This window comes from Mesoflavibacter zeaxanthinifaciens subsp. sabulilitoris (assembly GCF_014191595.1).
GTDB lineage: Bacteria > Bacteroidota > Bacteroidia > Flavobacteriales > Flavobacteriaceae > Mesoflavibacter > Mesoflavibacter zeaxanthinifaciens.
In genome coordinates this window covers 113510-126552 of the sequence record NZ_JACHWV010000002.1, presented here as the reverse complement: position 1 = coordinate 126552, position 13043 = coordinate 113510, and the positions used below count along the sequence as shown (strand labels likewise).

General features: G+C 28.2%; 13 protein-coding genes. All 13 read right to left on the bottom strand.

Going from position 1 to position 13043, the window contains the following annotated elements:
- Nucleotides 1-10: 10 nt before the first annotated feature.
- The 13 genes from FHS04_RS03350 to FHS04_RS03290 all read right to left on the bottom strand — a co-directional run bounded on the left by FHS04_RS03350 (nucleotide 11) and on the right by FHS04_RS03290 (nucleotide 13038).
- The gene (locus tag FHS04_RS03350) at nucleotides 11-1378 is read right to left on the bottom strand and encodes a phenylacetate--CoA ligase family protein (RefSeq protein ID WP_106680737.1); all 1368 of its coding nucleotides are present in this window, start codon (nucleotides 1376-1378) and stop codon (nucleotides 11-13) included.
- A complete protein-coding gene (locus tag FHS04_RS03345; protein ID WP_106680740.1) occupies nucleotides 1378-2346 on the bottom strand; it encodes a glycosyltransferase in 969 nt (322 codons plus the stop codon). The genes FHS04_RS03350 and FHS04_RS03345 overlap by 1 nt, the downstream gene beginning before the upstream one ends.
- The gene (locus tag FHS04_RS03340) at nucleotides 2337-3575 is read right to left on the bottom strand and encodes a lipopolysaccharide biosynthesis protein (protein ID WP_183408362.1); all 1239 of its coding nucleotides are present in this window, start codon (nucleotides 3573-3575) and stop codon (nucleotides 2337-2339) included. The genes FHS04_RS03345 and FHS04_RS03340 overlap by 10 nt, the downstream gene beginning before the upstream one ends.
- A 205-nt stretch (nucleotides 3576-3780) precedes the next feature.
- A complete protein-coding gene (locus FHS04_RS03335) occupies nucleotides 3781-4938 on the bottom strand; it encodes a hypothetical protein (protein WP_146131324.1) in 1158 nt (385 codons plus the stop codon).
- Between the two features lie 15 nt (nucleotides 4939-4953).
- Nucleotides 4954-5571, bottom strand: a complete 618-nt coding sequence (locus FHS04_RS14420) for an O-antigen ligase family protein (RefSeq protein WP_396652493.1) — start codon at nucleotides 5569-5571, stop codon at nucleotides 4954-4956.
- Between the two features lie 721 nt (nucleotides 5572-6292).
- Entirely contained in the window at nucleotides 6293-7576 is a 1284-nt protein-coding gene (locus tag FHS04_RS03325; RefSeq protein WP_106680749.1) for a nucleotide sugar dehydrogenase, read from the bottom strand.
- A gap of 15 nt (nucleotides 7577-7591) precedes the next feature.
- Nucleotides 7592-8845: a sulfate adenylyltransferase subunit CysN gene (cysN, locus tag FHS04_RS03320; RefSeq protein WP_106680752.1), complete on the bottom strand. Its 1254-nt coding sequence runs from the start codon at nucleotides 8843-8845 to the stop codon at nucleotides 7592-7594.
- A 24-nt stretch (nucleotides 8846-8869) separates the two neighbouring features.
- Nucleotides 8870-9223 carry a four helix bundle protein gene (locus FHS04_RS03315; RefSeq protein WP_106680754.1) on the bottom strand — a complete coding sequence of 118 codons (354 nt, stop codon included), beginning with the start codon at nucleotides 9221-9223 and terminating at the stop codon, nucleotides 8870-8872.
- A gap of 70 nt (nucleotides 9224-9293) precedes the next feature.
- Nucleotides 9294-10199 carry a sulfate adenylyltransferase subunit CysD gene (cysD, locus tag FHS04_RS03310; RefSeq protein WP_027879316.1) on the bottom strand — a complete coding sequence of 302 codons (906 nt, stop codon included), beginning with the start codon at nucleotides 10197-10199 and terminating at the stop codon, nucleotides 9294-9296.
- Complete coding sequence (gene cysC / locus FHS04_RS03305; RefSeq protein ID WP_027879317.1) at nucleotides 10192-10794, bottom strand: adenylyl-sulfate kinase; 603 nt, start codon at nucleotides 10792-10794, stop codon at nucleotides 10192-10194. The genes cysD and cysC overlap by 8 nt, the downstream gene beginning before the upstream one ends.
- Before the next feature lie 7 nt (nucleotides 10795-10801).
- Nucleotides 10802-11227 carry a DUF2061 domain-containing protein gene (locus FHS04_RS03300; RefSeq protein ID WP_106680757.1) on the bottom strand — a complete coding sequence of 142 codons (426 nt, stop codon included), beginning with the start codon at nucleotides 11225-11227 and terminating at the stop codon, nucleotides 10802-10804.
- Between the two features lies 1 nt (nucleotide 11228).
- Nucleotides 11229-12038, bottom strand: coding sequence for a 3'(2'),5'-bisphosphate nucleotidase CysQ (cysQ, locus tag FHS04_RS03295; RefSeq protein WP_106680760.1), 810 nt, complete (start codon nucleotides 12036-12038; stop codon nucleotides 11229-11231).
- The gene (locus tag FHS04_RS03290) at nucleotides 12025-13038 is read right to left on the bottom strand and encodes an SDR family oxidoreductase (protein ID WP_106680763.1); all 1014 of its coding nucleotides are present in this window, start codon (nucleotides 13036-13038) and stop codon (nucleotides 12025-12027) included. Before FHS04_RS03290 ends, cysQ begins: the two co-directional genes overlap by 14 nt.
- Nucleotides 13039-13043: the final 5 nt, after the last annotated feature.

The window sequence follows — 13043 nt, the reverse complement described above, 5'->3', positions numbered from 1 at the left end:
CACTTGTAATTTAACTTATTAAATTTTTTACTATTCTAAATTTACCACTCTTTTCTACTAATATTTTATCTACACGCCTAACATGTATTTTCATTATTTGACCAACTCTATCTCTCCAGTTTTTTAAGAAAATTTTTTCATTTTTTTTATCAAATGTTTCGTCTGTTACTATCAAAATTGTAATTTCTTCTATACTTTTTTGTACAACCTGAAATTTTATAATACCTTCTACTCCTTTTAAAGTATTTGACACATTACCTAAATTGATTTTACCTGTTTCTTTAGAAAAAATATAATCATTTAATCTACCGATTACCTTATCTATCTTTGGGTTTTCGTTGTTGCAACTACATTTTGGAGAATCAGATTTCTTTATCATATCTCCAATATCATATCTGATTAAAGGAGTACCATGTGTCGTAAAAGATGTTACAACTAACCTTCCTTGATTTACTTCTCTATTATCATGATCTAAAACTTCAAAAACACCTGTTCTTATATCTAAATGATAATTACCTTCCTTACATTGGAAAATAAAAGGAGCTCCTTCTGATGATGCATATTGATCAATTACTATCGTGTTATAATATATTGAAAGAATTTGTCTAACTTCTTTAGATACAGTCTCTGCTGTAGGAAATATTGCTTTTATAGTGTTTTTTGGAAATACTATGCCGTTTCTTTTACCATAATTTGCAATTTCTAACAATGTCGATGGAAAACCAACAATAAATTCTGGTTTGAAGTTTATTAAGTCGTTTAAATAATATTTTAAATAATTTTCATTAATATGAAATGTAGAATAATATCTCACTTTATTTATAAAATCATACTTCCAAAACCTATTATTTTTTATGTCTTTTTTTGAAAGTAAATTTTTACCACTAAACCAAGCTGTTTTTTTTCCTAATTTATAACCATATTGACCTCTAAAATTGTCTAAATATGCATATCTTCGATTAGTATCATCAATCGTAAAAACGACTTTTAATGGTTTTCCTGTTGTTCCTCCTGTTTTTGATATAATTCCATCTTTAGGTTTTATAGTATGTACTTCATTTATATTTTTTCTTAGATCTTCTTTTTTTAATATTGGAAGTTTATGTATATCTGAAATTGATTTTATAGTACTTAAATCTATATTTTTATAAAACTTTTTATAAAAAGTTGATTTAAATTTTGCTTCATTAATAAATTTTATGAATTTCTCATTTTGAATATTCTTAAGCTCATTGAAGCTTAAATCGTCTTGACTCTTAAATAGTTTTTTATATTTTTTATATTTTCTTCCATATCTTTTACTGTATAAGTATGTATTAAAAAGAGAAATAATTAGATTTTGTAAAAATAAAGGGGATTTAAAGAATAGTTTTTCCATTAATTAATTGTTTTATAGATTACTTTTTTCTCTTCATATTTAAAAAAACCTATTATTAACTGTAAAAAATATGCTGGACATAGTAAGAGAAAGAAAATACTTCTTTTTCTTAATGTCCAATAAATTAAAAAACTTAACAACAATACTATTGTCAAAACTTTAAACCAAACAGATAATGATGACAAAAGTGTTAAAATTGACAATACAAAAAAAATAAAACTTAAAATTGTCTCACTATTAAAATAATATAAATATTGAAATACAGAACCATGTTTAACTGAAGATTTTAAACCCATACCTGGTGCCCCATAAAACCGCTTTGCTTTTGGAGATAATGGAAGATAAAGATTTAATAGTTGTATGGATAATTTAGGGTTATCTGTATGATGTTTATTTAGCATTTCTTTTGATAATACAACTTTACCTTTATTTTTAATGATTCTAGAATATAGTTCATTTTCTTCATTGGCTATTACATTAGGATTCCAATTGCCAACTTCAAGCACTTTTTTTCTATTTAACAATACGAAACCGCCAAACGTATCTGTTTTATCACCATCCTTGTTCCTCTTTAATCGCATTCGTTCTTTTCCATTTTCAAAAACATCTAGAGTTAAACCACTTATACCTATAGTGTTTTCCTTTATATGCTTAGCTATTAACTGTTCTACGGTTTGGTTATTCAGTAAATTTAAGACCATATCAGAATCCATATAAAGGATATATTTTCCTTTAGCTTCAATTGTGCCAATGTGTCTTCCTGCTGCTGCAGATAACCTTCCTTTACTTGATAAACCAATATATTTCCAACCTAATTTATTTACTATTTTTTGTGTGTTGTCTGTAGAATCAGAATCCACATAAATTATTTCTTTCGCAAAAGACAATTCTGGGTAAGGCCTTTCAAGATAATTTTTTCTTAAAAGATGCTCGCTATTACGTCCAATTATTACAACACTTATTTCCAAATCGGTATATTTTTTAAAATGTTAACTATATCTTTTTTATTCATCAAAGTGACTATTATTATAGAAGTTAAAGAAAAAATTATTTTGTAAGTCACTGAATAAGAACTAATCATATATAAAAGTATAATTAATACTATTAAAACAAGCGTTTTAATTGAATAATTAAAGTGATAACTAACTTTATTTAAATTATATCTTGTATATATTACACCTATAATTAATGAAATAATTCTAGATAATACTAACCCTTCTAAATTAAATATTGGTAATAAGAAATAAGCACTTACTAAAAAGCTAATATTTTTAAAAACAGTATTAATAAATACCTTTTTATCTTCTCCTTTTAAAATTAAAATGTTTGTATTTAAAGTTTCATAAAAGTCGATAAAAGCTGTAATAATAAATAACAATAAGATTAATTTATAGTCCGCAAATACTGATCCGAAAAGCTCTAAAATAAAGTTACTAAACACTATTAATACTATTGATATTAATGTACAAATTAAATAATTGGCACTAATAATTTTTCTGTAATACACTCTTATTTCATCAATTGCATTTAAATGAATTAGGTTTGATAAACTTGAAATTAATCCTCTATTGATAATTTGAGGTATTAACTTAGAAATAAAAGCCACCTTCATTATACCAAAGTAAATCCCTAAAAACTTTAAATCAAAAACCATTAATATTATTATTTGATCTAATTTTTCATACAAAAAAGTTAGAAAGGTTGACAAATACATTGTTATCGAGTACCTCCAAAAACCACTAGGAAAACTGTACTCTTTAGTGTTAAAAATTAAAAAACTTTTAAAATTCTTACTAAGAATAAATATAATACAGAAAACTATTGCTACCGTAGAACTATAGAATATTAAATGCCAGCTTTTAACTCCTAAATAATAAAAAATAATTAGGAAAAAAAATAATAGAAAAAAATATAACTTGGAAGCAATCGCAAAATCTTTAAGCTGTAATATTGCGCTTTGACTACTATTTAATATATAATAAGTTAGGTATAAAACGGACCACAAAACAATCCATTTATACATACTTACAGGAGGAGTATTATCCCCAAGTAATCCACCTAAGTCAATCAACTTAAATACATCTAGAAACCAAATTATAGAAAAAACTCCTAATAATAATAATAAGGATTGCTTAATGTATTTAGATATAAAAAAAGGGATTTCTTTTACCTTTAAAGATGGTATGTATTTAATCATTAGATTAGGGCCACCAAACATCCCAATAGTAATTACAAGGTTTAGAAGAATTTCTAAAAAACCATATTTACCTAAAAGTTCAGGCGATATTCTACCAAGTGTTAAACTAATTAAAAATTGAACAGGAGCTGCTAAAATATTAATTACTAATATCCACAAAAAACCACTTTTAGTTTTAGTATTAATATCACTTATAGTATCTTGATTAGAACTCATTTGATTGGTTTGTCTGAGATTTATGATAAGAATAAAATATCACAATTAATAACGCTGGTATTATCATATATTTTTGTCTATTTGCAAGCCCTAAATTATACATATAGTAGGCATTTATAATTAAGAATATAAGGCTATAAAAAAATAAAACACTTATAATTTTACTTTTAAAGACTCTATTAAATGAAAACGTAAAAAGGCCTTTTAAAATAACAATAAATAAGATTATATTCTCAATTGCTACATATTTTTGCATATAACTTTGAGCCGTAAATATATCTGGTCCGAATAAATAAATAAATACCTTTTGTGGAAGATTATGTGTTTTTGGATCGATATAGGAACCCATTTCTAATTTTCTTGTAGCGTAAACAGATATGTATGATAGTTTTTCTTCTAAAAAAATAAACAACTCAAAGTTAAATTTAACTTTTGCTATATAGTATGTTGCAAAGCTTATAATTATAAAAGAAGTAAACCATAAAAAATGCTTCAATTTTGATAATAAATGTACTGCATGATATAGCGCCAATCCTAATAACAAATAAATAATCACATAAAATCTAATGAATAATATTAAAACTAAAAAGAAAATTAATCTAAGTAGTTTTTTATTATCATAAAAAATTAGTCTGTAAAAAACTACCATGGTTAGATAAAAAATTAAGCTGTCTTTACCCATAGGTGAAACCCAAAGATGAAAACCTGGTAGAAATAAGATTATCGTAGAAATATTTAATTTAAATATTTGCATTGGATCATCCCCATTTAATCTTGAAAATAACTTATTTAAAATAAGAAAACCAAAAAACGAAAAAGAAGAAAATATTATAAATAGTGATAAAAAGTTTAATTTAAAGTAATTAATTAATGGGTATATTATAAATTTTATAAAACCTGCACCAAAACCAAATAAACTAAACCAATTAGAAGTATTGCTAACCACTGTGTAATAAGTAAAAGCATCACTAGATTCTTTTGACAAAAACCAACTCACTATACAGCAAAAAAAATGTAATAAAAAGAGGAATAGATAATTAATATTGCTGATAGAGTATTGTTTTTTATTTCTATATCCATATATAAAAATAGTAGTTATTAAAACTAACTGAAATAAAAAATTATAACCATCTAATATTAACTCCATACCTCTTTAGATTATTTAGCTTTTTTGCGAATTAACATATAACAACGGGCTAAAAATTGAAAAAAATAAAATACCATGAGATCGGTATAAAATTGTCTCAAATAACATGTTAACTAATACTATCGCTAAAAATGACAAGTATAAATAATCTTTATTTTTTATAGAAAACTTAAAAAAATAAAAGAAAAAATAGAGTATAGACAAAAAAGCAATTATCCCAGAAGATAAATAGATATGTGTAAAATTATTGTGAGAATTTAACTTATTATTATACTCATTTAAATAATTGTTTTCTTTATAGCATTCTAATAATTTATTGCTAACAGAGCCTATTCCATAACCAAAAAAAGGATGTTCTTTAATTAAAATTAAACTACAATTATTTATTGCAGCTCTTCCGCTAATGTTTAAAGTGTTGTTGTTTAAACTGTTTTTAAAAAAGTTAGAAACTTGTTTATAATTTAAATTAATTAAGATATTAGATTCTATTTTGCTTTTCACAAAAGAATTGTTTGCTAAAAAAAAACTAGAAACAATAATGAAAAGCAAAAAAATCAGTCTTAATTTAAATTTTCTTAATCTTTTAATTATAAGAAAAAGTAAAGCGATTAAAAGCACTGCAATATTAGGCATAGAAAACCAATGAAATAAAACAAAACAAAAAAATAGAGCTATAAGTATATATAAAACTTTTGCAAACCTTTTCTCAGTTCTGGAAACAAGAAAAATCAAAATAAAAATTGAAAACAAAACAAACATTGATAAGTACGCTTTATGAAACATAAGGTACGGTGGTTTGTATTGAACGTGTATTGCTTTTTGTAAAATCTGATTAAAGGAAATTGTAAAAGACTTTACAAACTTTATAGGATATATTTCATGCCTAAAACCAAAATCTTTATAAGGAGATAACTTATCTACAATAAAATTATACAAGTAAATTATATATATAAAGTTAGCAAAAACAAAAGCCTTTAAAACAGATAAAAACCACTTCTTAAAAAGGCATTTATTAAAATAGAAAACAAAAGGGAATAATAATAAAGGGAGACCTCGTTTAACTTCTTCTAAACCTTTAGATAAATTATCTGTATAAACTATAGAAAAAATCATACAAAGATAAAATAATATGTGTACTAAGAATGACTTTTTATTACTACTAAAATTAGCTGTTAATTCGCCATGATTTAGAACTATTACAGATAAAACAAAAATAACAGATATTATAGAACTAAATGCAAAAGGTAAAATAGGAAAAAGAACTAATAAAACTAATAAACCATTACTTATGACTAAATGTCTATTTACAGATAAAAATATATTCATTTTCTATTAAAGAAGCTCTATTTATTTCTTACAATCTTTTATCTATTAAATCTATTGCTAAATTCCCTTTAACATCATAAACAATTCCTTTATTAGATTTTAATTTTTTTAAATCTAAATCTAAAAATTCTTTATGTGATACAACGTGTACAATTGCATCATAGTTTGTTCCTAGTTTTTGAATTGTTGAAATGTTATATTCTTCTTTAACCTCTTCTTGATCTGCCCAAGGATCATAAACATCCACATCCATATTAAAGCCTTTTAGTGCTTTATAAACATCTATAGCTTTTGTGTTTCTAATATCTGGACAGTTTTCTTTAAAGGTAATACCTAACATTAACACTTTAGCATCCTTAATAGTAATGTCGTTTTTTACCATTAATTTTAAGACTTCAGTTGCTACATATTCTCCCATACTATCATTTAAACGTCTTCCTGCTAAAATTATTTCGGGATGATAGCCTACTTCTTGTGCTTTTTGTGCCAAATAAAAAGGATCTACGCCTATGCAATGTCCGCCTACTAAACCTGGTTTAAATGGTAAAAAATTCCATTTAGTGGCAGCTGCTTCTAGCACCGCATGTGTATCTATATCTAATTTATTGAAGATTTTAGCTAATTCATTTACAAAAGCAATATTTATATCGCGTTGCGCATTTTCTATTACTTTTGCAGCTTCTGCAACTTTAATAGTTGGTGCTAAATGTGTTCCTGCTGTAATAATAGATGCGTATAAATTATTTATTTCTTCCCCTATTTCTGGTGTAGACCCTGAAGTAACTTTTAAAATATTAGCTACTGTATGTTGTTTATCACCAGGATTAATACGTTCTGGAGAATAACCACAATAAAAATCTTGATTAAATTTTAAACCACTTGTTTTCTCTAAAACAGGAACGCATTCGTCTTCTGTTACTCCAGGGTAAACCGTTGATTCGTAAATAACAATATCTCCTTGTTTAAGTACTTTACCTATAGTTTCTGAAGCTTTGATAAGCGGTGTTAAAATAGGTCTATTATTTTTATCTACCGGTGTTGGAACTGTAACTATGTAAACGTTACATGAAGAAATATCTTGAGCTTTATCTGTTAGTTTTAAACCTTTATTTTCATTCTGATTTAAAACAGCTTTTAAATTTTCGTCACTAACTTCTAAAGTATCGTCATGACCGCTGTTTAACTTATCTACACGAGAAGTGTTAATATCAAAGCCTGTAACTTTATGTTTTTTTGCAAACTCTACTGCTAGAGGTAAACCAACATAGCCTAAACCTATTATTGCAATTGAATAGTTTTTGTTTTCAATCATTTTATTCGCTTTAAATTATACAACCATACCAGCAGCTACAGTCTCATTAGTAGTATCATCTACCAAGATAATACTTCCTGTTGTCCTGTTTTCTCTGTATGAGTCTATCATTAATGGTTTTGTTGTTCTTATTTTTACTTTAGAGATGTCGTTCATCTTTAAGTCTTTATCCTCGCTATTACGCTCTAAAGTATTAATATCTATTTTATAAACCACTTCTTTGATCATTGCTTTTTGATCATTAGACGTATGTTTTATAGTATATTTTGCTCTAGGCTTTGCTGGACTATTATTTAACCAACATAGCATCACCTCGATATCTTGAGATGCTTCTGGTTTGTTGTTAGAACGTACAATCATATCACCTCGGCTAATATCAATATCATCTTCTAATGTTATTGATACAGACATTGGTGCGTAGGCTTCACTAACTTCTCCTTCAAAGGTGTCTATACTTTTTATTTTTGAAGTAAATCCAGAAGGCATTACTGTAACCTCATCATCTTTTCTAAAAATACCACTAGCAACACGACCTGCATAACCACGATAATCTCTAAAATCTTCACTTTGTGGTCTTAAAACGGTTTGCACAGGAAAACGTGCATCTACTTTATTTACATCGCTACTAATATGCATCGTCTCTAAAGTATGTAATAATGGTGCACCTTGATACCAAGACATATGTTCTGAACGGTTAACTACATTATCTCCTAATAATGCTGAAATTGGTATAAACCTTACATCCTTAACTAGCATTTTAGATGAAATACTCTCAAACTGAGAAACAATGTTATTATAAGCATCTTCTGAAAAATCTACTAAATCCATCTTATTGATACATACGATAATATGTGGAATTTGTAGTAACGAAGCTATAAAAGCGTGTCTTTTAGTCTGTTCAATAACACCATGTCTTGCGTCTACTAAAATTATAGCCACATTTGCTGTTGATGCGCCTGTAACCATATTACGTGTATATTGAATATGTCCTGGTGTATCTGCTATGATAAACTTACGTTTTGGTGTTGTAAAATACCTGTAAGCCACATCTATGGTTATCCCTTGCTCTCTTTCATCTCTTAATCCATCTGTAAATAACGCTAAGTCTACACCATCATGTCCTTTTTTCTTACTTGTGCTTTCTATCGCTTCTAATTGATCTTCAAAAATAGATTTTGAATCGTATAATAATCGACCAATTAGTGTACTTTTTCCGTCGTCTACACTTCCTGCTGTTGTAAATCTTAATAATTGATTATTGTCTAACATAATTTATGCTTTAGGCTTTAGGTACTAAGCTTTAAGCCGTTTGTCTAAAGTAAATAGTTTTCGTTTTATGATATTTATTTTTTGACTCATTTCATCCGAAACTTCTTCTGATATATAGTTTAAATCTTTTGATAAAATGAAAAAATATTCTAATTCGTGTGCTGATCCTAAGCAAATCTGGATAAATCGTGAAAACTCTTTATCTGACTTCCTGCCACAACCTTCACTAAAATTTGAAGGTAAACTATATGCTGCTCTTTGCATTTGAGAAATGATTTGATATTTTTCGTTTGTTGGAAATGATTTTGTTAGGTCATAAACTTCTAAGGTAAGCTTATGACTTAATCGCCACACTTCATATTTTTTAAAATCTCTCAAATTTAAATATTTATTTTTCGCATAAAGCCTATCGCCTAAAGCTTATAGCCTATCTCCTATTATCTCAACTCTAAAAATATCCTTCTCTTTTTCTATCTTCCATTGCAGATTCTGAACGCTTATCGTCACTTCTGTTACCTCTTTCGGTTTGTCTCATTGCTGCTACTTCTGTAGCTATCTTCTCTACAGTATCTGCATCAGATTCTATTCCTCCTGTTATTGTAATGTCTCCTAAAGTCCTAAAACGTATTTTTTTAGTTACTACTTCTTCACCTTCATCTAAAATTAAAAATTCAGATTTTGGGATCCAAGAGTTACTTCTCCAAACCACTTCTCTTTCGTGAGCAAAGTATAGTGATGGAATTGAGATGTTTTCTCTTTTAATATAATTCCACACATCCATTTCTGTCCAGTTACTTATAGGGAATGCTCTAAAGTGCTCGCCCTCAAAATGCTTTCCGTTAAAGATGTTCCATAATTCTGGTCGTTGATTTTTTGGATCCCATTGTCCAAAATCGTCTCGATGTGAGAAAAAACGTTCTTTTGCTCTTGCTTTTTCTTCATCACGTCTTCCTCCACCAATCGCACAATCTATTTTATTAGCTTCAATAGCATCTAAAAGTGTTGTAATTTGAAGTGCATTACGAGTTGCATTTTTTCCTTTTTCTTCAGCAACTCTACCTTGGTCAATAGACTCTTGAACAGATCCAACAATTAAATTAGCGCCTAATTCTTTAATTAAATTATCTCTAAATTGAATAGTTTCAGGGAAATTATGTCCTGTATCTACATGCATTAAAGAAAATGGTATTTTGCTTGGGTAAAACGCTTTTCTAGCTAAATGTGTAACGACTATTGAATCTTTACCACCAGAGAAAAGAATGACTGGATTTTCAAACTGTGCCCAAACTTCTCGCAAAACAAATATTGCTTCACTTTCTAATTCATCTAAATAGTTTAAGTAATACTTACTCATTGTCCAGTTTTAATTTTGGTGTTATGTGGTCAATAATTTTATTAACCGCCTCTTTTACAGATACTTCTTCTGTTTTTATTTCTATATCAGGTTGTTCTGGTGCTTCGTAAGGCGCCGATATACCTGTCATGTTTTTTATCTCTCCTGCACGTGCTTTTTTGTAAAGCCCTTTTACGTCTCTACGTTCACATTCTTCAACACTAGTATTGATAAAAACCTCGACAAAATTACTGTTTTTAACGATATTCTTGACGTTTTCTCTATCTTTTTTATAAGGTGAAACAAATGCAGCTAAGACAACTAAACCTGCATCAATCATTAAGTTAGAGATCTCGGCTATTCTTCTTATGTTTTCAGTTCTATCTTCAGGTGAAAATGTTAAATCATTATTAATTCCTTTTCTAATATTATCACCATCAAGTGTGTAGGTTTTTATTCCTTTTTCAAAAAGTTGCTGTTCTACAAGGTTTGCTATTGTCGATTTTCCAGATCCTGATAGACCCGTAAACCAAATCAAAAATGAATTGTGATTATTTTTAGACTTTCTGTCCTCACGACTTACTTGATAATCGTGTTGTATAATATTTTTACTTATATCTAATTTATTTCCTTCTTTCATCTAATCCATAATTTATTTTATACCACGTTCTTTCATGTAAATAGTATAACAGCATTTTTGTAATTACTTCTGCAAAACCTATTTTAAGTCCTGTTAATGGGTCACCAGATATAATCCACGCTAAGATTATTGTGTCTAAAGTGCCTATAAATCGCCAAGTTAATGTTTTTGCTATGTGTCTTTTTTTGCTTTCTAAAACTTTACCATCTTTTGATAAGTTAATTTTAAACCATGTTCTTTCATGAAGGTAATACAAAACCATTTTTGTAATCACTTCTGAAAATCCAATTTTTAATCCTGTAAATGGATTACCAGATATGATACATGATAGTACAATGGTATCTATTGTACCAACAATACGCCAAGTAATGGTTTTGGCAAGGTGCCTCTTATATGAACTGTCTTTCATTTTATTTAGACACTAAAAACCAAGGGTTTAATAAATCTTCTTTGTTATAAAGTAGTGGTTTATTGGTTTCTTTAGAAATTACAGAAATACCAACAGCATTACAGATAGCTTGTCCTGCAGCAGTGTCCCATTCCATAGTTGGTGCAAATCGTGGATATACGTCTGCTTTACCTTCTGCGACTAAACAGAATTTTAAAGAACTTCCTTTTGATACTATGTGTACCTCTTTACCTTGTTGTTTTAAATCTTCTACATAATCAAGTGTTTCTTGACTCATATGAGAACGACTTCCAACAACTTCTACTAATATTGAATCTTCTTGTTTTGGTATCAGTTGAGTTGCTGAATTTAAAACTACATCTATTGAAACATCATGAATATTTAATTCTGCTTTAAAAGCTTGTTTGCTTTCTACATCTGCAACATAAATGGTTTTAATTGAAGGTACATAAATGACTCCTAATTTTGGAATACCATCTTCGGCTAATGCTATGTTTACAGTAAACTCTCCATTACGTTTTATAAACTCTTTGGTACCATCTACAGGATCTACAATCCAGCATTGATTCCAGTGTTTTCTTTCGTTATAATCTGTCTGTTTATTTTCTTCTGAAATAATTGGAATTTCTGTGGGAATTAAAAACGAATTGATAATATCGTTTGCTCTTTTATCTGCTTCAGTTAACGGCGATTTATCGTCTTTGTATTCTACTTCAATTTCAGAATTATAAACCTTCATTATTTCCTTTCCGGCATGTAATGAAGCTTTTATTGCTGTTTCTAAGTTTTTTGAAATGCTAAATGCTTTCATTATTATCTATATAATATTTTATCGTGTGTTCTATTCCTTCAGAAAATGAGAACTCAGGATTGTAATCAAAATTAGCTTTGGCTTTAGATATATCTGCCAAAGAGTGTTTTACATCGCCTTGTCTTTCCGGTCCGTTAGTTACTTTGGAGGACGTTGAAATATTTAAGGCAGAAAGTCCGTTTTTAATGGCTTCAACTAATTCATTTAAATTAGTGTTATCTCCAAAAGCAACGTTATATACTTGATTAACTGCTTTTGGGTTATCTGTTAAAGCTGCTTTTATATTGGCTTGTACTACATTTTCTATGTATGTAAAATCTCTTGAGTGTTTTCCGTCTCCATTGATAATAACCTCTTCATTATTTAAAAAACGACCGATAAATTTTGGGATTACTGCAGCGTAAGCTCCGTTTGGATCTTGTCTTTGCCCAAAAACATTGAAATATCTTAAGCCAATAGTTTCTAATCCATAAGTTTTGTAAAAAACATCTGCATACAGTTCATTAACGTATTTAGTAACTGCATAAGGTGATAATGGTTTGCCTATATTGTCTTCTACCTTTGGTAATTGTTTACTATCTCCGTAAGTGCTAGACGAAGCGGCGTACACCATTCTTTTAACTGTTGAAGAGTCTTTAGCAGCAACTAACATGTTTAAAAAACCAGAGATGTTGACTTCGTTAGAAGTTATTGGATCATTAATTGATCGTGGTACAGAACCTAAAGCTGCTTGATGTAAGACGTAATCTACATCTTGCATTGCCTTTTTACAAGTGTCCAAATCTCTAATATCGCCTTCTATAAACTCGCAGTTAGAGTGTTTGATAAAGGCACTAATATTTTCAATTTTTCCTGTTGCAAGATTATCTAAGACAACAACTTTTTTAGCGTTATTTTTAAGTAAATATTCTACTAAATTTGAGCCAATAAAACCTGCGCCACCTGTGATTAAAAAGGTGAGATTGTTTAATTCTTTATTATGAAAGTTGGTTGTGTACATAATTT

Excerpts from the sequence above, each read along its gene's own strand:
- FHS04_RS03335 (WP_146131324.1), bottom strand. The coding sequence starts at position 4,938 with ATGGAGTTAATATTAGATGGTTATAATTTTTTATTTCAGTTAGTTTTA.
- FHS04_RS03300 (WP_106680757.1), bottom strand. The coding sequence starts at position 11,227 with ATGAAAGACAGTTCATATAAGAGGCACCTTGCCAAAACCATTACTTGG.
- FHS04_RS03290 (WP_106680763.1), bottom strand. The coding sequence starts at position 13,038 with ATGTACACAACCAACTTTCATAATAAAGAATTAAACAATCTCACCTTT.
- FHS04_RS03325 (WP_106680749.1), bottom strand. The coding sequence starts at position 7,576 with ATGATTGAAAACAAAAACTATTCAATTGCAATAATAGGTTTAGGCTAT.
- FHS04_RS03340 (WP_183408362.1), bottom strand. The coding sequence starts at position 3,575 with ATGATTAAATACATACCATCTTTAAAGGTAAAAGAAATCCCTTTTTTT.
- FHS04_RS14420 (WP_396652493.1), bottom strand. The coding sequence starts at position 5,571 with ATGCCTAATATTGCAGTGCTTTTAATCGCTTTACTTTTTCTTATAATT.
- cysN (WP_106680752.1), bottom strand. The coding sequence starts at position 8,845 with ATGTTAGACAATAATCAATTATTAAGATTTACAACAGCAGGAAGTGTA.
- cysQ (WP_106680760.1), bottom strand. The coding sequence starts at position 12,038 with ATGAAAGCATTTAGCATTTCAAAAAACTTAGAAACAGCAATAAAAGCT.
- FHS04_RS03350 (WP_106680737.1), bottom strand. The coding sequence starts at position 1,378 with ATGGAAAAACTATTCTTTAAATCCCCTTTATTTTTACAAAATCTAATT.
- cysD (WP_027879316.1), bottom strand. The coding sequence starts at position 10,199 with ATGAGTAAGTATTACTTAAACTATTTAGATGAATTAGAAAGTGAAGCA.